The sequence below is a fragment of the Chachezhania sediminis genome (assembly GCF_009765275.1).
Taxonomy (GTDB): Bacteria; Pseudomonadota; Alphaproteobacteria; order Rhodobacterales; family Rhodobacteraceae; genus Chachezhania; species Chachezhania sediminis.
Genome location: NZ_VOPH01000004.1, coordinates 414,785 through 435,299, shown reverse-complemented (window position 1 = coordinate 435,299; position 20,515 = coordinate 414,785). Strand labels below are relative to the sequence as shown.

Annotated in this window: 24 protein-coding genes; all 24 read right to left on the bottom strand. The window is 63.3% G+C overall.

Going from position 1 to position 20,515, the window contains the following annotated elements:
• Positions 1-15: 15 nt before the first annotated feature.
• Positions 16-1,563 carry an NADH-quinone oxidoreductase subunit M gene (locus FQK05_RS15515; RefSeq protein ID WP_158968404.1) on the bottom strand — a complete coding sequence of 516 codons (1,548 nt, stop codon included), beginning with the start codon at positions 1,561-1,563 and terminating at the stop codon, positions 16-18.
• Positions 1,563-3,689, bottom strand: a complete 2,127-nt coding sequence (gene nuoL / locus FQK05_RS15510; RefSeq protein ID WP_158968402.1) for an NADH-quinone oxidoreductase subunit L — start codon at positions 3,687-3,689, stop codon at positions 1,563-1,565. The genes FQK05_RS15515 and nuoL overlap by 1 nt, the downstream gene beginning before the upstream one ends.
• 4 nt (positions 3,690-3,693) lie before the next feature.
• A complete protein-coding gene (gene nuoK, locus FQK05_RS15505; RefSeq protein ID WP_158968400.1) occupies positions 3,694-3,999 on the bottom strand; it encodes an NADH-quinone oxidoreductase subunit NuoK in 306 nt (101 codons plus the stop codon).
• A gap of 112 nt (positions 4,000-4,111) precedes the next feature.
• Positions 4,112-4,714: an NADH-quinone oxidoreductase subunit J gene (locus FQK05_RS15500; RefSeq protein WP_158968398.1), complete on the bottom strand. Its 603-nt coding sequence runs from the start codon at positions 4,712-4,714 to the stop codon at positions 4,112-4,114.
• On the bottom strand, positions 4,711-5,121 hold the full coding sequence (locus FQK05_RS15495) for a carboxymuconolactone decarboxylase family protein (protein ID WP_158968396.1): 411 nt from the start codon (positions 5,119-5,121) through the stop codon (positions 4,711-4,713). The genes FQK05_RS15500 and FQK05_RS15495 overlap by 4 nt, the downstream gene beginning before the upstream one ends.
• A 115-nt stretch (positions 5,122-5,236) precedes the next feature.
• On the bottom strand, positions 5,237-5,731 hold the full coding sequence (nuoI, locus tag FQK05_RS15490) for an NADH-quinone oxidoreductase subunit NuoI (RefSeq protein WP_158968394.1): 495 nt from the start codon (positions 5,729-5,731) through the stop codon (positions 5,237-5,239).
• Positions 5,732-5,746: 15 nt separating this feature from the next.
• The gene (locus FQK05_RS15485) at positions 5,747-6,535 is read right to left on the bottom strand and encodes a class I SAM-dependent methyltransferase (protein ID WP_158968392.1); all 789 of its coding nucleotides are present in this window, start codon (positions 6,533-6,535) and stop codon (positions 5,747-5,749) included.
• A gap of 5 nt (positions 6,536-6,540) precedes the next feature.
• Positions 6,541-7,581 (bottom strand): NADH-quinone oxidoreductase subunit NuoH, encoded by a 1,041-nt coding sequence (nuoH, locus tag FQK05_RS15480; RefSeq protein WP_158968390.1) that lies wholly within the window; start codon positions 7,579-7,581, stop codon positions 6,541-6,543.
• A 6-nt stretch (positions 7,582-7,587) separates the two neighbouring features.
• Positions 7,588-7,953: a hypothetical protein gene (locus FQK05_RS15475; RefSeq protein ID WP_199252686.1), complete on the bottom strand. Its 366-nt coding sequence runs from the start codon at positions 7,951-7,953 to the stop codon at positions 7,588-7,590.
• A gap of 26 nt (positions 7,954-7,979) precedes the next feature.
• Positions 7,980-9,995 carry an NADH-quinone oxidoreductase subunit NuoG gene (nuoG, locus tag FQK05_RS15470; RefSeq protein ID WP_158968385.1) on the bottom strand — a complete coding sequence of 672 codons (2,016 nt, stop codon included), beginning with the start codon at positions 9,993-9,995 and terminating at the stop codon, positions 7,980-7,982.
• Positions 9,996-9,999: 4 nt separating this feature from the next.
• Positions 10,000-10,440 carry a DUF5333 domain-containing protein gene (locus FQK05_RS15465; protein ID WP_199252681.1) on the bottom strand — a complete coding sequence of 147 codons (441 nt, stop codon included), beginning with the start codon at positions 10,438-10,440 and terminating at the stop codon, positions 10,000-10,002.
• A 98-nt stretch (positions 10,441-10,538) separates the two neighbouring features.
• Complete coding sequence (locus FQK05_RS15460; RefSeq protein ID WP_158968383.1) at positions 10,539-10,880, bottom strand: hypothetical protein; 342 nt, start codon at positions 10,878-10,880, stop codon at positions 10,539-10,541.
• A 203-nt stretch (positions 10,881-11,083) separates the two neighbouring features.
• Complete coding sequence (locus FQK05_RS15455; protein WP_158968381.1) at positions 11,084-11,506, bottom strand: MAPEG family protein; 423 nt, start codon at positions 11,504-11,506, stop codon at positions 11,084-11,086.
• An 84-nt stretch (positions 11,507-11,590) separates the two neighbouring features.
• Positions 11,591-12,019 (bottom strand): DUF5333 family protein, encoded by a 429-nt coding sequence (locus FQK05_RS15450; RefSeq protein WP_158968379.1) that lies wholly within the window; start codon positions 12,017-12,019, stop codon positions 11,591-11,593.
• Between the two features lie 47 nt (positions 12,020-12,066).
• Complete coding sequence (gene nuoF / locus FQK05_RS15445; protein ID WP_158968377.1) at positions 12,067-13,347, bottom strand: NADH-quinone oxidoreductase subunit NuoF; 1,281 nt, start codon at positions 13,345-13,347, stop codon at positions 12,067-12,069.
• A gap of 4 nt (positions 13,348-13,351) precedes the next feature.
• Positions 13,352-13,579 (bottom strand): DUF5337 domain-containing protein, encoded by a 228-nt coding sequence (locus FQK05_RS15440; protein WP_158968375.1) that lies wholly within the window; start codon positions 13,577-13,579, stop codon positions 13,352-13,354.
• A gap of 19 nt (positions 13,580-13,598) precedes the next feature.
• Positions 13,599-14,699, bottom strand: a complete 1,101-nt coding sequence (locus tag FQK05_RS15435) for an NADH-quinone oxidoreductase subunit E (RefSeq protein WP_158968373.1) — start codon at positions 14,697-14,699, stop codon at positions 13,599-13,601.
• A gap of 68 nt (positions 14,700-14,767) precedes the next feature.
• Positions 14,768-15,988 (bottom strand): NADH-quinone oxidoreductase subunit D, encoded by a 1,221-nt coding sequence (locus FQK05_RS15430; RefSeq protein ID WP_158968371.1) that lies wholly within the window; start codon positions 15,986-15,988, stop codon positions 14,768-14,770.
• Positions 15,988-16,158, bottom strand: coding sequence for a hypothetical protein (locus FQK05_RS25895; protein ID WP_199252680.1), 171 nt, complete (start codon positions 16,156-16,158; stop codon positions 15,988-15,990). The genes FQK05_RS15430 and FQK05_RS25895 overlap by 1 nt, the downstream gene beginning before the upstream one ends.
• A gap of 2 nt (positions 16,159-16,160) precedes the next feature.
• Positions 16,161-16,766, bottom strand: a complete 606-nt coding sequence (locus tag FQK05_RS15425) for an NADH-quinone oxidoreductase subunit C (RefSeq protein WP_158968369.1) — start codon at positions 16,764-16,766, stop codon at positions 16,161-16,163.
• A gap of 148 nt (positions 16,767-16,914) precedes the next feature.
• Positions 16,915-17,448 carry a NuoB/complex I 20 kDa subunit family protein gene (locus FQK05_RS15420; protein WP_199252679.1) on the bottom strand — a complete coding sequence of 178 codons (534 nt, stop codon included), beginning with the start codon at positions 17,446-17,448 and terminating at the stop codon, positions 16,915-16,917.
• On the bottom strand, positions 17,439-17,804 hold the full coding sequence (locus tag FQK05_RS15415) for an NADH-quinone oxidoreductase subunit A (protein ID WP_158968367.1): 366 nt from the start codon (positions 17,802-17,804) through the stop codon (positions 17,439-17,441). The genes FQK05_RS15420 and FQK05_RS15415 overlap by 10 nt, the downstream gene beginning before the upstream one ends.
• A 273-nt stretch (positions 17,805-18,077) precedes the next feature.
• The gene (locus FQK05_RS15410) at positions 18,078-20,030 is read right to left on the bottom strand and encodes an acetyl-CoA carboxylase biotin carboxylase subunit (protein WP_158968365.1); all 1,953 of its coding nucleotides are present in this window, start codon (positions 20,028-20,030) and stop codon (positions 18,078-18,080) included.
• 3 nt (positions 20,031-20,033) lie between these two features.
• Positions 20,034-20,471, bottom strand: coding sequence for an ASCH domain-containing protein (locus FQK05_RS15405; RefSeq protein ID WP_158968364.1), 438 nt, complete (start codon positions 20,469-20,471; stop codon positions 20,034-20,036).
• Positions 20,472-20,515: the final 44 nt, after the last annotated feature.

The following is a 20,515-nucleotide window of genomic DNA, read 5'->3' as shown; positions in this document are numbered from 1 at the left end:
CGCGCGTCTGGCTCCTTAGTGGGATGCGATCTGGGTCGCGGTCTTCGCCGCTTCCAGCGCGGTGTCATAGTGCTGGACCAGCGCCGCCGTCGAGGGCCCGATCAGGTCGGTGATCAGCGACGGATAGACGCCCAGCAAAAGGGTCATGACGACAAGCGGAGTGAAGATGAACTTCTCGCGCGGGGTCATGTCGGTAATGGTCTTCAGGCTTTCCTTGATCAGGTCGCCCATCGCGACCCGACGGTAAAGCCACAGGGCATAGGCAGCCGAGAAAATCACGCCCGATGCCGCCACGAAGACGACCCAGGTGTTGACCTGGAAGGTGCCCATCATCGTCAGGAATTCGCCGACGAACCCGGACGTGCCCGGCAGGCCCACATTGCCCATGGTGAAGAACAGGAAGACGGTCGCATAAGCCGGCATCCTGTTCACCAGGCCGCCATAGGCCGTGATCTCGCGCGTGTGCATCCGGTCATAGATGACGCCGACGCAAAGGAAGAGCGCCGCCGAGATGAAGCCGTGGCTGAGCATCTGGAAGATGGCGCCGTCGATCCCCTGCTCGTTCGCCGCAAAGATGCCCATGGTGACGAAGCCCATGTGCGCGACGGACGAATAGGCGATCAGCTTCTTCATGTCTTCCTGCACCAGCGCCACCAGCGAGGTGTACACGATGGCAATAGCGCTCATCCATAGGACGACCGGGGCCATGACGTCCGCGCCCACCGGGAACATCGGCAGCGAGAAGCGCAGGAAGCCGTAGCCGCCCATCTTCAGAAGGATGGCAGCCAGAACCACGGAACCCGCGGTCGGCGCCTGAACGTGGGCGTCGGGCAGCCAGGTGTGGACTGGCCACATCGGCATCTTCACCGCGAAGCTGGCGAAGAAGGCCAGGAACAGCAAGGTCTGCAGGCCGCCAATGACATGGATGCCAAGCACGCTGAAGGAGTCGCTGGCGAACTGCCAGCCCATCAGGGTCGGAATGTCGGTGGTGCCGGAGATCGAATACATCGTCACCATGGCCACCAGCATCAGGACCGAGCCGAAGAAGGTGTAGAGGAAGAACTTGAACGAGGCATAGACACGGTCCGCCCCGCCCCAGATGCCGATGATCAGGAACATCGGGATCAGGCCGGCCTCGAAGAACAGGTAGAACAGCACCAGGTCCAGCGACATGAACACGCCAAGCATCAGCGATTCAAGCAGCAGGAAGGCGATCATGTATTCCTTGACCCGGGTCTTCACTTCCCAGCTGCACAGGATGACCAGCGGCATGATGAAGGTGGTCAGAAGGACGAACAGAACGGAGATCCCGTCGACGCCCATCTTGTAGGTCAGGCCCATCAGCCACTCGCCCTCTTCCACCATCTGGAAGCCGGTGTTGGACGGGTCGAACTGGAACAGGATGCCCAGCGAGACCAGGAAAGTGACCGTGGTGGTGAAGAGCGCGTAGTACTTGGCCAGTTGCTGCGCAGCCTCGTCCGTGCCGCGCTGGACCACAGCGAGGATCACGGCCGCCACCATCGGGATGAAGGTGACGATGGAAAGGATCGAGTCCGTCAGCATCAGTGCGCCCCTCCGCTGAGCGACATCCAGGTGAACAGGAATGCAAGCCCGAGCACCATCCAGAAGGCGTAAGTAAAGATGTAGCCGGATTGCGCCCGGCCTGCGAGGCGGGTGAAGAACGGCACCACGCCCATGGCCAGCCAGTTCAGGAAGCCGTTGATGACAGACCCGTCACCCCGCTTCCAGAACAGTTTGCCAAGCAGCAGCACGGGCTTGACGAAGATCACGTTGTAGATCTCGTCGAAGTACCACTTGTTCAGCAGGAACTGGTAGATGGCCGGTTGGCTTTGCGCCAGGCGGACCGGCAGTTTCGGGTTCACGATGTAGAACAGGTAAGCCATCGCCAGGCCGAGCAGCATCGCGATCGTCGGCGACAACTTCAACAGCCACGGGATTTCGTGCGCCCGTTCCAGCGCGTGGTTGTCCGGCGCGATATAGATCGCCCCCTCGCCCGGCGTGCCGGCAAAGACCATGTGGCCCGCACCGTGATCGCCTTCCGCCGCCTCTCCATGACCTGCCTCGGCCGTGGCATGGCTGTCGGTCTCGCCATGGCCGGTATCCGCAGCGGCATGATCGCCGCCGGCAACCGCCGACGCTTCGGCCACGGGGATGCCCATGAACTTGGCAACCTGGTCGGTATGACCGAAGAAGCTGTTCAGGAAGATCATGCCCGAGAAGATCGCCCCCAGGGACAGGACCCCCAGCGGGATCAGCATGTTCAGCGGGCTTTCATGGGCATGGTCATGCGCATGACGGTCGCCGCGCGGCTTGCCGTAGAAAGTCATGAACACCAGCCGCCAGGAATAGAAGGCCGTCAGCGCAGCGGCGATGACCGTCATCCAGAAGGCGTACATGTTGCCCGCGCCCCAGGTGGATTCGATGATCGCGTCCTTGGATTGGTAGCCGGCAAAGCCGATGTCCGTGAACGGAATGCCCACGCCCGTGATGGCCAGCGTACCGAACATCATCGCCCAGAAGGTAAAGGGCACTTTCTTCCGCAGAGCGCCATAGTTCCGCATGTCCTGTTCGTGGTGCATCGCGGTGATGACCGAACCGGCGCAAAGGAACAGCAGCGCCTTGAAGAAGGCGTGCGTCAGCAGATGGAACATCGCCACCGAATAGACGCCCGACCCGGCCGCGGCGAACATATAGCCCAGCTGGGAACAGGTCGAATAGGCGATGACGCGCTTGATGTCGTTCTGCACCAGACCGATGGTCGCCGCGAAGAAGGCGGTGGTGCCGCCCAGGACCGCGATGAACAGCTTCACGTCAGGTGCGAATTCGTACAGCGGCGACATCCGGCAGACCAGGAAGACGCCGGCCGTCACCATCGTGGCGGCGTGGATCAGCGCCGACACCGGGGTCGGGCCTTCCATGGCGTCCGGCAGCCAGGTGTGCAGGAAAAGCTGGGCCGACTTGCCCATGGCACCGATGAACAGCAGCAAGGCACAGACCTCTGCCGCGTTCCAGTCGGTCCACAGGAAATGAAGCCGGGTTTCCGCAATCGTCGGCATGTCGGCAAAGATGACCGAGAAGTCGATGCTGTCCGACAGGAAGAACAGCGCGAAGATGCCCAGAGCGAAACCGAAGTCACCGACCCTGTTGACGACAAAGGCCTTCATGGCCGCGGCACCCGCCGACTGTTTCTTGTAGTAGAAGCCGATCAGCAGATAGGACGCGACGCCCACGCCTTCCCAGCCGAAGAACATCTGAACCAGGTTGTCCGAGGTGACCAGCGCCAGCATCGCGAAGGTGAAGAACGACAGGTAGCTGAAGAAGCGCGCCTTGTACTTCACGTCCGGGAACTGGGGATCGTCGGCCATGTAGCCCCAGGAATAGAGGTGCACCAAGCTGGAGACCGTGGTGACCACGATCAGCATGATCGCCGTCAGCCGGTCCAGGCGGATCGCCCAGTCAGTCGACAAGGAACCGCTTTCGATGAACCGCATGATCGTGATGATCTGGGTCGTGCCGTCGAAGGACAGGAACACGATCCACGACAGAAGCGCCGCCAGAAACAGCAGGCCGGTCGCGATCACCATGCCGGCTTTCTCGCCGATGACCCGCCAGCCGAAGCCGCAGATCAGCGAGCCGATCAGGGGAGCGAAGAGGATGATCAGTTCCATGGGCTCACCCCTTCATCACGTTGACATCTTCCACCGCGATGGAGCCGCGGTTGCGGAAGAAACACACCAGGATTGCCAGGCCGATGGCGGCCTCGGCGGCGGCGACCGTCAGGATGAACAGGGTGAACACCTGCCCCGTGAGGTCCCCGAGAAAGCTCGAGAAGGCGACCATGTTGATGTTGACCGAGAGCAGCATGAGTTCGATCGACATCAAAAGGATGATGATGTTCTTCCGGTTCAGGAAGAGCCCGAATATCCCGATGACGAAGAGCGTCGCCGCCACCGTCAGATAATGTTCCAGTCCGATCATGTCGTCCCTCGGTTCTTCTGGATCGCGCGGGGACCGTCGGCCCCGAACGTTTGGCTTTGCTGTGCCCCTCGCCGGGGCTGGCATCACTTTCAGTCGCCCAAAGGGCGCCGGGTCAGACGCCCTGTCCCGGCTTCACATCCTTCAGTTCCATCGACTTGGCCGGATCGCGATAGATCTGGGTCAGGATGTTCTGGCGCTTGATGTCCGTCCGGTGACGCATGGTCAGGACGATGGCCCCGATCATCGCGACCAGCAGGATCAGGCCCGACAGCTGGAACAGCAGGAAGTACTTGTCGTAGAGGATCATCCCCAGCGCGTTGGTGTTGGGAATGTCCGCGGGGGTCACGTTGCCGCGCAGCGTCTCGGCGGCCGAGTTCGCATCCCAGGCGCCGAAGGCCAGGAAGAACTGCATCAGCAGGACCAGCGCGATCACCAGTGCAAGGGGCATGTATTTCGCCATCTCTGCCTTCAGTTCGGCAAAGTCGACGTCCAGCATCATGACCACGAAGAGGAACAGCACCATCACGGCGCCGACGTAGACGATGATCATCAGCATCGCCACGAATTCCGCCCCCAGAAGGACGAACAGCCCCGCCGAGGACAGGAAGGCAAGGATCAGCCACAGGACCGAATGGACCGGCTGCCGCGAGACGACGGTGAAGAACCCGCCGACCAGCACGCAGATGCTGAAAAGGTAGAAGGAAAAGGCGATCATGTCGCTTGCTCCTCTGGCTTGTCCAGAACCTCGCGCGCCAGATCAAGCGCACGGGTCATGGCCGGGACGCCGGCGAATACCGACATCTGGCCAATTGTCTCGATTATTTCCTGCTTGCGCGCGCCGGCCTCGATCGCGTGGCGCACCGTCTGGCGGATCGCCGTGTCGGCCTGCGCACCCTGCATCGTAAGGCCCGCCAACGTCAGCAGAAGGCGGGTGCGGGCATCAAGCCCGTCCTTGTTCACAGCGTTGCCGAACCAGAATTCCATCATCTCTTTCGGCATGGTCGGCCAGAGAGTTTCGAAATCCTTGGTCGAAAAGCTGACCAGCGCGGGATTGACCGTCTTGGCCATGTCCATCGCCTGGCGCACCATCGCCTCGAACGGGTTGTTCGGCTGATCGTTCATGACAGCCCCCCATGCCGCCGGACGCTAGCCGCCACGCGGGAGCCGGGAACACCAAAGCAGTCCGCGGGGATCGTCCCCGCGGTGCCTTCCATTCCGATCTGTCCCGAAAAGGCGGTCATCTGTAAGGTGCATCCATTTCCAGGTTGCGGGCGATCTCTGCTTCCCAGCGCTCGCCGTTGGAAAGCAGCTTTTCCTTGTCATAGAACAGCTCTTCGCGCGTTTCGGCGGCGAATTCGAAGTTCGGACCTTCGACGATGGCATCCACCGGGCACGCCTCCTGGCAGAAGCCGCAATAGATGCACTTGGTCATGTCGATGTCGTACCGGGTCGTCCGGCGGCTGCCGTCCTCGCGCGGTTCGGCGTCGATGGTGATTGCCTGGGCCGGGCAGATCGCCTCGCACAGCTTGCAGGCGATGCAGCGCTCTTCCCCGTTGGGATAGCGGCGCAGCGCGTGCTCGCCCCGGAAACGGGGGCTCAGCGGGCCCTTCTCGTAGGGATAGTTGATCGTCTGCTTGGGGCTGAAGAAGTACTTCAGACCCAGCTTGAACCCTTTGAAGAAGTCGGCCAGCAGGAAGTACTTGGCGGCGCGGGCATAGTCGATTTGCGTCATTGGATGCGCCCCTTATCAAGACCTGGCTTCATGTTCATGCCGGCGCGCCACGATCGGTGAATCGTAACGCCCCTGCGCGACGTCGTGCTGGGACCACCGGGCGACATAATCGGTCTGCAATGCCCGGCGGTAAGGATGGGCCCAAGGCCCCTTCTGGACTTCATAGTACAGGTAGACCCGTTGATTAGGGACGACAGTCCCGGCCACCGCGTCGTGATTCAGCCCTGCCGGATCCGGAATCTCCCGCGCCTTGTCGCGCGGCATTTCCGGCAGCATCAGGCACGAACACACGTCGTAGCCGCAGCCATGTTTCCAGTAGCCGTACACCAGTTCAGGGCTGAACTGATAGAAGCCATGGGTGAACCAGTTGTTGCCGGGCGCGCAGGACACGAAGATCCCGCCCGGCGCCAGCATCCGGTCCACATTGGCCATGGTCGTCGCCACGTCGAAGACATGTTCCGTGGTGCCGCCGTCGAAGACGATCCCGAACCGGCCGTACAGATGGTCCGGCACCGGATCGTTCAGGTCGTGCAGGATGTCGGCACCTTCATAGTCCGACAGGTCCATGCTGAGCACCGACGGGAAGCCCAGCTTCAGGAACAACGTCTCCGAAAAGCCGTCTTCCTGCAGCAGGTCGGCGAAAGTGAAGTCGTAACCGGCACCGGCCAGGATCCCGTCCAGCGCCGCGGCGTGCTTCGGTCTGACCTGGATGGCCTGCCGGCCCAGCATCAGAACCTCGCCCTTGATCGGCATGGATGCCGCCAGACGGATGATCTGCTTGGCCGATGCGTAGTCGAGCGCCATGCCTGTCAGCCCCCCACGGCCCAGCGGGCATAGGTGCCCCAGAGCCAGTCGAACTTGGCCGCGAAGGCAACGAAGACCACCCAGACCAGGCTCATCGGCAGGAAGACCTTCCAGCCCAGGCGCATCAGCTGGTCATAGCGGTAGCGCGGGGTGATCGCCTTCACCATCGAGAAGCAGAAGAAGACGATGACCATCTTCAAGAGCATCCACAGCAGCCCGTCGGGCAGGCCCGGCACCGGCGACAACCAGCCACCGAAGAAGAGCAGCGAAACAAGCGCGCACATCAGCGTCATCGCCACAAGTTCGCCCAGGAAGAACAGAACGAAGGGCGTGGACGAATATTCGACCTGGTAGCCGGCAACCAGTTCCGATTCCGCTTCGGGAAGGTCGAAGGGCGGGCGGTTGGTTTCGGCCAGGGCCGAAATGAAGAACAGGAACAGCATCGGGAAGTGTGGCAGCCAGTACCACGAGAAGAGACCGTAGGAACCCTTCTGCGCGTCCACGATGTGGCCGAAGTTCATGGAGCCCGACGAGATGATCACACCGATGATGATCAGGCCGATCGATACTTCGTAGGAAATCATCTGTGCGGCCGACCGCAGCGAGCCCAAGAACGGATATTTCGAGTTCGAGGCCCAGCCGCCCATGATCACGCCGTAGACCTCCATCGAGGAGATGGCGAGCACGTAGAGGATGGCCACGTTGATATTGGCGACGACCAGATTCTCGCCAAAGGGGATCACGGCCCAGGCGACCAACGCCATGACGGCCGAAATGATCGGCGCCAGGATGAAGACGAAGCGATCGGCGCCGGCGGGAAAGACGACTTCTTTCACGATGTACTTCAGGAAGTCGGCGAAGCTCTGCAGCAGGCCGAAGGCCCCCACGACGTTCGGGCCGCGCCGAAGCTGGACCGCTGCCCAGATCTTGCGTTCGGCCAGCATGATGAAGGCCTGCGCAACCAGCAGCGGCAACAGGACCAGCAGGATCTGTCCTATGATGACCAGAGCGATACCCAGATAGGTGTCGGAAAAGAAGCTAGCCATTGGTCCTCACACCGTTGGTATTCCATGTTCCTGGCAAGCTGCCACCACCGTTTTGGCGTCGATGGTGCGCAGCCCCTGGGGCAGTGCCGGCGAGATCGTGTAAACCGCATCTGCCGTCCACACGCCACCCTTTTCCTGCAGATTTGTGCGCAAATGCCGCGCAAAACCGTAGCCCCGGATCAGAGCATACTGCGCTGCTGCACAATCGGCAAAAGCTTCAATGTCGGCCAGCCCTTTGGGATGCTCGACCGTCACGAAAAGCTGTACCAGATCTTCGTCCAGCTTGCGTGTTTCCACCGGCCTGTAGACCATCGGAACCTCCGGGTCGCCTTTCGGCTCACCCGGAGAGCAGGCTGCAAGTGCTATCGTCATGACCACGCTCGCTCCGCGCCCGACGGTCATTCAGCGGCGATCTTTTCCCCGTTGCGCGCGGCGGCCCTGGCCGACAGATCCGCCATCAGCACCGAGGCGCGGGCAATCGGGTTGGTCAGGTAGAAATCCGTGAGGGCCGGGGCGAAGTCCGAGGCGATCAGCTCGCCTGCCTCGATCTCGCCCACTTCGTTTTCGGGCACCGAGTCGATCTGGGCAAGGTGCGGGACCGCAGCAACCAGGGCCTGGCGCAACTGTGCCAGCGAATCGAACGGCAGCGTCGCCCCCAGTTCGGCCGACAAGGCCCTGAGAATCGCCCAGTTTTCCTTCGCCTGACCCGGCGCAAAGCCCGCGCGCAGCGCGAGCTGCGGACGACCTTCGGTGTTCACGAACAGCCCCTGCTCTTCGGTGTAGGCCGCGCCCGGCAGGATCACGTCGGCACGGTGCGCGCCGCGGTCGCCGTGGCTGCCCTGGTAGACCACGAAGGCGCCCGGCGCGATTTCGACTTCGTCGGCGCCCAGGCTATAGATCGCCTCGGCCCCCGAAACGGCGTTCATGCCATCATCGTTCACCGCGTCCACGTCCATCGCACCCACGCGCGAGGCGGCGGTGTGCAGAACAAGAAGCTTCGCCCCGGCCGCTTCGGCCATGGCGGTACAGGTCGCCAGGACCGCGGCCCCGTCTTCCCCTTGCAGCGCACCCTGCCCCACGATCACGACACCGGGGATGTCCTTCTTGTCGGAATGATCCATCTTCGACAGCTTGCTCAGCGCATCGCGGTCGGTGCCGATCTCGGAGACATCGTAGGTCAGGTCCACCGGCGCTCCGATGCGCGCGACCTTGGCACCCGCCGCCCACGCCTTGCGGATGCGCGAGTTCAGCACCGGCGCTTCAACAGCCGGGTTCGTGCCGATCAGCAGGATCATCTTGGCGTGGTCGATATCCTCGATCCTCGCCGTACCGACATAGGCACCGCGATTGCCCGCAGGCAGCTTCGCGCCATCGGTCCGGCATTCGACAACACCGCCCTGCCCTTCGACCAGCTGTTTCAGCGCGAAGGTGGCTTCGACCGGGGCCAGATCGCCGACGAGGCCGACCAGCTTCTTGCCTTTGATGCCTTCAGCAGCGGCGGCCAGCGCCTCGGTCCACGTCGCCGGGACCAGCTTGCCGTTCTTGCGGATATAGGGCTTGTCCAACCGCTGACGGCGCAGGCCGTCCCAGACAAAGCGCGTCTTGTCCGAAATCCATTCCTCGTTCACGCCGTCATGGTTGCGCGGCAGGATCCGCATCACTTCGCGGCCCTTGGTGTCCACGCGGATATTCGACCCCAGCGCGTCCATCACGTCGATGGTTTCGGTCTTGGTCAGTTCCCACGGGCGGGCGGTGAAGGCATAGGGCTTCGACACCAGCGCGCCCACCGGGCACAGATCGATGATGTTGCCCTGCATGTTCGAATGCAGCGTCTGGTTCAGATAGCTGGTGATTTCCGCGTCTTCGCCCCGGCCGGTCTGGCCCATCTGGTGGATGCCTGCGACTTCGGTCGTGAAGCGCACGCAGCGCGTGCAGGAAATGCAGCGGGTCATATGGGTTTCGACCAGCGGCCCCAGGTCCAGGTCTTCCGACGCGCGCTTGGGTTCGCGATAGCGGGACATGTCGATGCCATAGGCCATCGCCTGATCCTGCAGGTCACATTCACCGCCCTGATCGCAGATCGGGCAGTCCAGCGGGTGGTTGATCAGGAGGAATTCCATCACCCCTTCCCGGGCTTTCTTGACCATGGGCGAGTTGGTCTTGATCTCGGGCGGCTCGCCATTGCGGCCGGGACGCATGTCGCGAACCTGCATCGCGCAGGACGCGGCCGGCTTCGGGGGGCCGCCGACGACTTCCACAAGACACATCCGGCAGTTGCCGGCGATCGAAAGACGCTCGTGATAGCAGAAGCGGGGGACTTCGATCCCGGCCTGCTCGCAGGCCTGGATCAGCGTCATCGCGCCGTCCACTTCCACTTCCTGCCCGTCGATCACGATCTTGCGGAGGTCAGACATGGTCCTATTTCTCCTTCAGCAGCGCACCGATGGCGCTTCCCTTGGCAATTTCCGAACGCCCATAGGCGCAATAGGTTTGCGGGTCGTTGACCGGCCCGTACTTGGCGAGGATTTTCATCCCCTTCGCCCGCATCCGGGCCTTTTCGTCGGGCGACCGGACATAGGCGGTTATCTCGGCATCGGTATAGCCCAACTGATTGGCCCGCGCGCGCAATTTCCACAAGACGCCGATGCCTTTCGTCACACGGCCGGCAATCGTGGGACACGTTTCGCGGATCTCGTTGGCAACGGCAACGGCGAAAAGCGGATCCTCGATCTCCGGAATGTCGCGGAGCGACGGCTTGCCGGCAGCAAGACCCGGCGCGGCGACCAGCATCGCGGCCAAGGCAGCGCCTGCGGCGGCTTTGGTAGAATGACGAGCTGCGTTCGACTTGGTAAGGGACATTGCGAACTCCTTGTTTTGGTCGGCCCCCAGAGGCCATGACCGCAGCAAGTTATGCAATAACATCCCGGATCCAATAGGGCGAGAGCCCCTGCCCGCGGTCAAGGATCGCACTGCCCGCTGACCACCAGCTTGCCGTCGACGATCTTGGGCTGGGCCTCCGGACTGTTGGCATTGTTCTCCCAGACGATCTGCGAGGTGCCGAATTTCTCGATGCAATAGCGGGTGCCTTCGTAGATCCCCGCCTGCCGTGCGCCTTCCAGCGACTGGCTGGGGTTCTTAACTTCGACTCGGAACGGGGACAGGCTTTCCTTGGACGTGCCTTTGGCCTTGGCCCGGAACTGCTTGCCCTCGAACAGGATCGGCTCCTTGTTGCTCAGGGACGAACACCCCGCGGCCATCGCCGACAACAGGCAGATAAGCGCTACTGGACCAGGCCTCATCGGCCGCCCTCCTTTACGAACGTCGTGCAGGATGTCCCGACCGGTTCCCGGCCCCGCCGAAGCGCGGTCCATCCCGCCGGACGGGGATGCCCCAATACGGCAAGATATTCAAGCAATGACCAAGGCTTGCGGCAAGACGCACCCCAATTCGCGGACCCAAGGCCCCGACTCGTGACCCTGCGGGGCGCCTGTTCCGCCCGCGTTCAAACGGAAAACGCGCCAATCACGGCCATCATCGCCAGAATGACGCAGCAGGCCCATCCCAGGGTGAAGATCACAGAGCGAAGACCCATGTTCTCGCCGCCGATTCCGGTGACGTGAATCACCGTATGCAGAAGCCGTAGCCCCACGAAGGCAGATGCCAGCAGATTGACCCAGCCCGGGCTGGCCCCGGTCAGCATCGCGGCCGTGGTCGCCATCGCGAAGGACACACCGATCTCGACCGAATTCATGTAGGCCCGATGCAGCCGATAGGACGGATTGTCATAGCTTTCGACCGGCGTGCCCCCGGCCGGAATTCCCGCCTTTGATTTGGGCATCGCCGAGGCCGGCCCCAGAAGCAGGATGATCAGGGCGAAAAGACCCATTGCGGCCAGGGCATGGGAATAGGCGGCGAACTGTTCCATCAATGTCTTCCCTTGGGCAGCCGATGAAAGGATCATGCCGCGCGAACGGCATTCCTGGCAATATGGAACGTCAGGCTTGCGGGCCTAGCCCATCCGCAACAGGGATCCGACGGGTGTTCCCTTCTCGATCTCGGACTGGGCCAGCGCACAGACCGAGACACGGTCGCCCAGGCTGGCGCCACGGGCGTTCACATAACCGATTTCCCATTTCAGCTGTGTTCCGGGCGACGGCATGGTCGCAGCAGCCGCAAGCTCGGCTGGATCATAGCCCAAGCCTTCCAGCTTTACGACGTAGTCCTGGGTCAGTTGGACCGGGTCCTTGTAGGCCGGCAGGACGCCATAATCGGCGCAAGCCTCGGCCAGCCCGTCGGCGATGGCAACCGTCCGCATGAAGCTGTCGACCGCCTGTTTCGCCGTGGCGCCTTCCGCCGGCATTATCGCCGGCGGCCGGGGGGTACAGGCCGCGGCCATCGCCAGCAGGGTCAGCGCGCCAAACCTGGATGAAAGTGCCATGGCCAGACCTCCCCCGATCTGTTCGCGCGCCGCCGGGGCGCGCCGGCCTATTCGGCGGCGATCGCCCGGCCCTTCTTGATGCGGTCCTCGATCTCGTCCCGGAAGTTCCGGATCAGACCCTGGATCGGCCAAGCTGCCGCATCGCCCAGGGCACAGATCGTGTGACCTTCGACCTGCTTGGTCACGTCGAACAGCATGTCGATCTCTTCCACCGATGCCTCGCCCGCGACCAGGCGCTCCATGACCCGCATCATCCAGCCGGTGCCTTCCCGGCAGGGCGTACACTGGCCGCAGCTTTCGTGCTTGAAGAATTTCGACAGCCGCCAGATCGCCTTCACGACGTCGGTCGACTTGTCCATCACGATCATGCAGCCTGTGCCGAAGCTCGACTTGTTCTCGCGCATCCAGTCGAAATCCATGATCGCTTCGTCCAGCTGATCGGCGCGCAGGACGGGGCAAGAGGCACCGCCCGGGATCAGGGCCTTCAGGTTGTCCCAGCCGCCACGAACGCCACCGCCATGCACCTCGATCAGCTCGCGGACCGACATGGACATCGATTCCTCGAAGACGCAGGGCGTGTTCACGTGGCCGGTGATGGCGAAAAGCTTGGTGCCCGCGTTGTTCGGACGGCCGAAGCTGGCGAACCAGTCCGGCCCGCGGCGCAGAATGGTCGGCACGACGGCGATGGATTCGACGTTGTTCACCGTGGTCGGACAGCCGTAAAGGCCCGCGCCCGCCGGGAACGGCGGCTTCATCCGCGGCATGCCCTTGCGCCCTTCCAGGCTTTCCAGAAGCGCCGTTTCCTCGCCGCAGATATAGGCGCCGGCGCCGTGATGCAGATAGAGGTCGAAGTCCCAGCCCGACCCGGCCGCATTCGCGCCCAGAAGACCGTTTTCATAGCATTCGTCGATCGCCGCCTGCAGCGCCTCGCGCTCACGAATGTATTCGCCGCGGATATAGATGTAGGACGCGTGCGCACCCATCGCGAACGACGCGATCAGCGCACCCTCGATCAGCGTATGCGGATCGTGGCGCATGATCTCGCGGTCCTTGCAGGTCGCAGGTTCGGATTCGTCGGCATTGATCACCAGATAGGCCGGGCGACCGTCGCTTTCCTTGGGCATGAAGGACCATTTCAGGCCGGTCGGGAAACCCGCGCCGCCCCGGCCGCGCAGGCCAGAATCCTTCATCTTCTGGATGATGTTGTCGCGACCATCGGCGATGATCTTCGCGGTGCCATCCCAGTGGCCCCGTTTCTTCGCGCCATTCAGGGAACGATCATTCATCCCGTAAAGGTTGGTAAAGATCCGGTCCTGATCCTTGAGCATGTCGTTACCCCTGGCTCTCTCGGCGCATGCGCCAGATTTGTACCATGTTGACGGCGGCATAGATCAGCGCCGCCAGCGCCGCGAAGTCGAACAGAAGCGCATAGCGCCCCGGCAGGCCCAGAACCGGCCCGCCAAACAGGTTCAGAAGCACCCACAGCGTCATCGAGCCGGCAATCACCAGCGCAACGTGACGCCCCTTGCGGGCGATTTTCTGATCCAGTTCTTCGCTCATCTCTGCGTCTTGGTTTTCGTTATTCGTTTTCCATCAGCGCCTTGGCCTGCGCGACCCAGTCGTCGCGCAGGATGCGGCCCTTGAAGCTCAGGCGATTGTCGACCCAGGCGATCTCGTTCATGGACCAGCCGGCGATCTGGCTGAAGTGATAGATGCCCAGTTCGTTCAGCATCTCTTCCAGCTTCGGACCGACGCCCTTGATCTGCTTCAGATCGTCCGGACCGCCCTCGTTGGCCTGGTTCAGCGTCATCGGCTGGCTTTCCTCGACCCCGTCCAGCGGGTTCACGTCATCGCTGTCAACGGGTGCCTCCGACGTCGGGACCGGCTCTTCCGCCTGCGTGTCATGGACAGGCGCCGGCGCGGCGGTCGGGACCGGTTCCGGGGTGGGTTCCACTGGCGTTTCCGGCAGACCGCCCTTGATCCACGGCGCGACCAGCGGAACCTCGGTCCCGTCGATGCGCTTGATCGTGTCGCCGATGTCCACCGCCCGCTGGGCAGAGGCGTTCAGCGGCAGCTTGTCGGCTTCCCATTCGGTCAGCGAGGTCAGCTTGCCCTTCGGCTCGGACGAGAAGCGGCCGTTCATCGGGCCCGGGGTCGGCACCTTCCCGGCGGCCAGATCGTCCAGAAGCTGGCTGAAGCTCTCGGTCGTCAGATCCTCGTAATAGTCCTTGCCGATCTGCGCCATCGGCGCGTTCGAGCAGGAGCCGAGACATTCCACCTCTTCCCAGGAAAACTTGCCGTCCCCCGACAGCTGGTGCGCATTGGGGGCGATCTTGTCCTTGCAGACGGCGATCAGGTCCTCTGCCCCGCAGATCATGCAGGTGGTGGTGCCGCAGACCTGAATATGGGCCACGGTTCCCACCGGCTGCAGCTGGAACATGAAATAGAACGTGGCCACTTCCAGTGCCCGAATATAGGCCATGCCCAGCATGTCGGCCACGAACTCGATGGCCGGCTTCGACAGCCAGCCTTCCTGTTCCTGCGCCCGCCACAAAAGCGGGATGATCGCCGATGCCTGCCGGCCTTCGGGGTACTTCTGGACCTGCGCATCCGCCCAGGCCTGGTTGGCCGGGGTGAAGGCGAAGCTCTCGGGCTGTTCATGGTAAAGGCGGCGGAGCATTTCGGTACCCGTTCAATCAGATTTCGTCTTGCCGGCGCGGGCCCGTCCGGGCCCGAACCGACAGGGGATCAGCGGTCGACCTCGCCGAACACGATGTCCAGCGTGCCGATGATGGCGGCAACGTCGGCCAGCTGGTGGCCCTTGGTGATGTATTCCAGTGCCTGCAGGTGCAGGAAGCCCGGCGCGCGCAGTTTCGCACGGTAGGGCCGGTTCGACCCGTCGGCCTTCAGGTAGACTCCGAATTCGCCCTTCGGCGCCTCGACCGCGGCATAAACCTCGCCCGCGGGGACGTGGAAGCCTTCGGTGTACAGCTTGAAGTGGTGAATCAGCGATTCCATGTTGGTCTTCATTTCGCCACGTTTGGGCGGCGTCAGCTTGCCGCGCGCCAGTACGTCGGTCTGGGCATCCGGTTCCCGCAGCTTGGCGATGGCCTGCAGCATGATGCTGGTCGACTGCCGCATCTCTTCCATGCGCATCAGGTAACGGTCGTAACAGTCGCCGTTCTTGCCGATGGGCACCTGGAAGTCGAATTCGTCATAGCATTCATAGGGTTGCGAACGCCGCAGGTCCCAGGCCAAGCCGGCCGAACGCGCCATGACGCCGTTCATGCCCCAATCCAGCACGATCTGTTCGTCCACCACGCCGATGTCGACATTGCGCTGCTTGAAGATCCGGTTTTCGGTCAAGAGGCCGTCGATATCGTCCAGCTTGGCCGGGAACTGGTGGCACCATGCCTCGATATCGTCCAGCAGGCCGGCCGGCAGATCCTGGTGCACCCCGCCCGGACGGAAATAGGCGGCGTGAAAGCGCGCGCCGCAGGCCCGTTCGTAGTAGTCCAGAAGCTTCTCACGTTCGGCAAAGCCCCAGAGCGGCGGCGTCAGCGCGCCCACGTCCATGGCCTGTGTGGTCACGTTCAGCAGGTGATTCAGGATCCGGCCGATTTCGGAATAAAGCACCCGGATCAGCGAGGCCCGGCGCGGCACCACGGTGCCGGTCAGCTTCTCGATCGCCAGGCACCAGGCGTGTTCCTGGTTCATCGGCGCGACATAGTCGAGACGGTCCAGATACGGCAGGTTCTGGAGATAGGTCCGCGTCTCCATCAGCTTTTCGGTCCCGCGGTGCAGCAGGCCGATATGCGGGTCGCAGCGTTCGACGATCTCGCCGTCCAGCTCCAGCACCAGGCGCAGCACGCCGTGGGCCGCAGGGTGCTGCGGACCAAAGTTGATGTTGAAGTTGCGGATCTTCTGTTCGCCGGTCAGCGCGTCTTCGAAACCCTTGGAGCCGTCCATCAAAGTCTCTCCAGCTCTTGCAGTTTGACCCCCATCCACCAGATCAGCGCCGGTGCGCCGATCGGGATGAGGCAGGCGAACGCCCAGTATTTGTTGATGCCGAAATGCGGCAAAAGCTTCAGCATCGGCACCGTGATCGAAGCCAGGAGAAGCCAGAAAAGGAACCCCATGGTCAGGAGGTCCCCGTCTTCTCATCCCCCGGCAGGATGTATTGCGCACCTTCCCAGGGGCTCATGAAATCGAACTGACGGTATTCCTGGACCAGATCGACCGGTTCGTAGACGACCCGCTTCTCGGTCTCGTCATAGCGCAGTTCGACATAGCCCGTGGTCGGGAAGTCCTTGCGCAGCGGATGGCCGCGGAAGCCATAGTCCGTCAGGATCCGGCGCAGGTCCGGGTGGCCGGAAAACAGAATGCCGAACATGTCGAAGGTCTCGCGCTCGAACCAGTTGGCCGAGGGGTGGACGTTGATGATCGACGGCACCATGTCGTCGTCCCGGATCGAGACGCGCAGCCGGATGCGGTGGTTCATCTGCATCGACAGGAAATGATAGACCACGTCAAACCGTTTCGGACGGTCCGGGTGGTCGACACCGGTGATGTCGATCAGGGTCGTGAACTTGCAGGTCGGGTCGACCTTCAGGAACTCGACAAAGGCGACCAGACCCGCCGGCGCCACATCGACGTTCAGTTCGCCATAGGACACGTCCCAGGCCAGCACGCAATCGGGCCGCCTGGATTCGATATGGGCTCCCAGCTCGTTCAGTGCGTCGCTCACTTGGCTTCCCTTTCCGGTATCCGGTCGTTCATCTTCTAATGCGGGTTTGCCGGGTTGGCGAATTCCCAGAACACGTCCGCGCCGCCGTGGTCAGCCGCGATCGCGACCACAGCAGCTTCGCAGACCGATACATTTTCCACCACGGGGATCATCGCGCCAGCGTACCGGTACGGCGAATCTTCCGCTGCAGCTGCATGAAACCGTAAAGCAGCGCCTCGGCGGTCGGGGGGCAGCCCGGCACATAGATGTCCACCGGGATGATCCGGTCGCAGCCGCGCACCACGGAATAGCTGTAGTGATAGTAACCGCCGCCATTGGCACAGGACCCCATGGAGATCACGTAGCGCGGTTCGGGCATCTGGTCATAGACCTTGCGGAGCGCGGGCGCCATCTTGTTGGTCAGCGTGCCGGCCACGATCATCACGTCCGACTGGCGCGGAGAGGCGCGCGGCGCGATCCCGAACCGGTCGGCGTCGTAGCGGGGCATCGAGGTGTGCATCATCTCGACCGCGCAGCAGGCCAGGCCGAAGGTCATCCAGTGAAGCGAGCCGGTGCGCGCCCAGTTGATGAGGTCGTGGCTGGCCGCCAGAAGGAAGCCGCGGTCTTCCAGTTCCCGGTTCAGGGCCTGGGTGGCAACCTCCGGATCGGTACCGGCGGTGTTGGGACCCGTCATCACTCCCATTCCAGCGCTCCTTTTTTCCATTCGTAGGCAAAGCCGATGGTCAGGACGCCCAGGAAGATCATCATCGACCAGAAGCCCACCATCGAGATGTCTTTGAACGCGGTGGCCCAGGGAAACAGGAAGGCGATTTCGAGGTCGAAGATGATGAACAGGATCGAGACCAGGTAGAAACGGATGTCGAACTTCATCCGCGCGTCGTCGAAGGCGTTGAAGCCGCATTCGTAGGCCGACACCTTTTCCGGATCGGGATTGCGCACCGCGATCAGGATGGCAGACGCAGCCAAGGCAATGGCGATGACGACGGCCACAGCCAGAAAGACGAGGATGGGCAGATATTCCCTAAGCAGATCCTGCAAGACTGACATCCTTTCCCGGCACCTCTTCGGGTGCCGCGCATGAGCCGGGCCATGCAGTTTGTCTACTCCTGCCGCCCGGACGGGTCAACCGACCCTGCCCCTTCCCTGCGGGCCGGATCGCCGCAGGTGTATTGCATCGGGATTAACAGCCAGTGATCTGATTTCCAAGGCAAAGAATGCCGCGGCAAACCGGGGCCAAGGCCGACCAAAACCGGCTTGCCGGATCCGGGCCACAGGTCCCGGATCCGGCAAAGGCCCTTCAAAGGGCCCTGGCTACGCTTCTTCCGTCTCCTGAAGACGGATCAGCGGCGCGCCGGCCTCGACCTGGTCGCCGGCCTTGCACAGGACTTCTGCCACCACGCCGTCCCGCGCGGCCAGCAGTCCGTGTTCCATCTTCATGGCTTCCAGCACGGCCAGCCGGTCGCCCTGCTTCACCTCCTGCCCGGCCTCGGCAAAAAGCGATTTCACCAGGCCCGGCATCGGCGCCTCGACGACATCGCTGGACCCGCCGGCCGCCGAATCCCGGACCAGGGGATCGACGATCTTGAACGGATAGCCATTGCCCCAGAACACGGTCAGATCCTCGCCGTCCCGCACCGTGCGCGCCAGAACCTTGGTGTCGTCCACCCACCATAGCCCGTCATGGCAGGTCACGACCGTCCGCACCTCGCCCAGGTCGATCTCGAACCGCCCGGGACCTGCGGCCGCGACCTTGGCCGCGATCTCCTCGCCGCGATGTTCCAGCACCACCGAACGCACCAGCGGCGACCAGAGCGTGAAACCCGCATCCGCCACGCCCGCAGCGCCGTCCCACAGTCCCAGCGCGGCCAGGGCCGCGACCGACTGGGCCTTGGGGCAGGCCACAGGCGCCGGCGCAAGGCTGTCCAGTTCCCGTGCGATCAGCCCGGTATCGACATCGCCCGCAACGAATCCCTTCTCCGAGGCCAGCGCCCGCAGAAAGCTGACATTGGTCACGGTTCCCGCAATCTCGGTCCAGCGCAGCGCCCGCTCTAGCTGCCGCAGCGCCGCGCCGCGGTTCGGCCCGTGCACGGTGACCTTCGCGATCATCGGGTCGTACCAGGGGCTGATCGTGTCGCCGGCCCGCACGCCGGAATCGATCCGCGTACCTTCCGGGAAGACCAGGTGCGAAATCGTCCCCGTGGCCGGCAGAAAGCCCGCCGGCACGTCCTCGGCATAGACCCGCGCCTCGAAGGCGTGACCGGTGATCGACAGATCCTCCTGCCGCGCCGGCAGCGATTCCCCGCTGGCCACCCGCAGCTGCCATTCCACCAGGTCGACACCCGTGATCTCCTCGGTCACCGGATGTTCGACCTGAAGCCGCGTGTTCATCTCCATGAACCAGAACCGGTCGGGGCGCAGCCCCTCGGACCCGTCGACGATGAACTCCACCGTCCCGGCGCCCGAATACCCGATGGCCTTTGCCGCCTTCACGGCCGCGTCGCCCATCGCCTCGCGCATCTCGGCCGTCATGCCCGGCGCCGGCGCCTCCTCGATCACCTTCTGGTGCCGCCGCTGCAGCGAACAGTCCCGTTCGAACAGGTGCACCGCGTCCGAACCGTCGCCGAAGACCTGCACCTCGATATGCCGCGGTTTCTGGACATATTTCTCGATCAGCACGGCCGGGTTGCCGAAAGCATTCCGCGCCTCGCTCTGGGCACTTTCCAGCGCCTCGGCAAAGGCGCCCGGCGCCTCGACCAGCCGCATCCCCTTGCCGCCGCCGCCCGCGACCGCCTTGATCAGCACCGGATAGCCGATCTGGTCCGCAGCGTCGGCCAGATGCTCCGGATCCTGGTTCTCGCCATGGTATCCCGGCACGACCGGGACCCCGGCTTCCTCCATCAACGCCTTGGCTGCATCCTTCAGGCCCATGGCCCGGATCGCGCTGGCCGACGGCCCGATGAAGACCAACCCGGCGGCCTCCACCGCGTCCACGAACTCCGGGTTCTCCGAAAGGAAGCCGTATCCCGGGTGGATCCCCTGCGCCCCCGAGGCCCTGGCGGCGGCGATGATCGCATCCCCCCGCAGGTAACTGTCCTTGGGCGCCGCGCCCCCGATATGCACCGCGCGATCGGCCAGCGCCACGTGGCGCGCCGCGGCATCGGCGTCGGAATAGACGGCCACCGTGGCCACCCCCAGCTTCCGCGCCGTCTCGATCACCCGACAGGCGATCTCGCCCCGGTTCGCGATCAGGATCGTGTCAAACATGCGCTACTCCTCCGCCCCGCCTGCCGCGGGCCCAAAATCCTCGACCACCCGGAACCGCTCGATCACCATCAGCGCATCGGGTGCAAAATGTCCGGCCCGCTCCAGATAGGCCCGGTACCCGGCACGCCAGTGCGCCAGATCCCGGAACTCTCCCTGGTCCGACACCATGCCTTCCGTCACCGCATCGAACGGCACCAGCGTGACCTCGACGGTCTCCACCGCCAGCGTGGGCCGGCCGTCCCAGTCAAGCGAGATATCCACCCGCCCCGGCTCCGGCAGCGCTTCGCCCCCGACCTCGAACGCCGCCGCGGCCCCGCAGGTCACCGTTTTCTTCCCGGCCCGCACCAGCTGCAGGATCTGCGCGTTCAGGGCAGCACTGTCCCCGAAGGTGAAGGTCACTGCCCCCGGATACCGCACCAGAACCTGCTCCACGCCGCTCATCGCAGCGCCCCCGGCTTCTTCTCTTCGAAAATACTCCCGCCGGA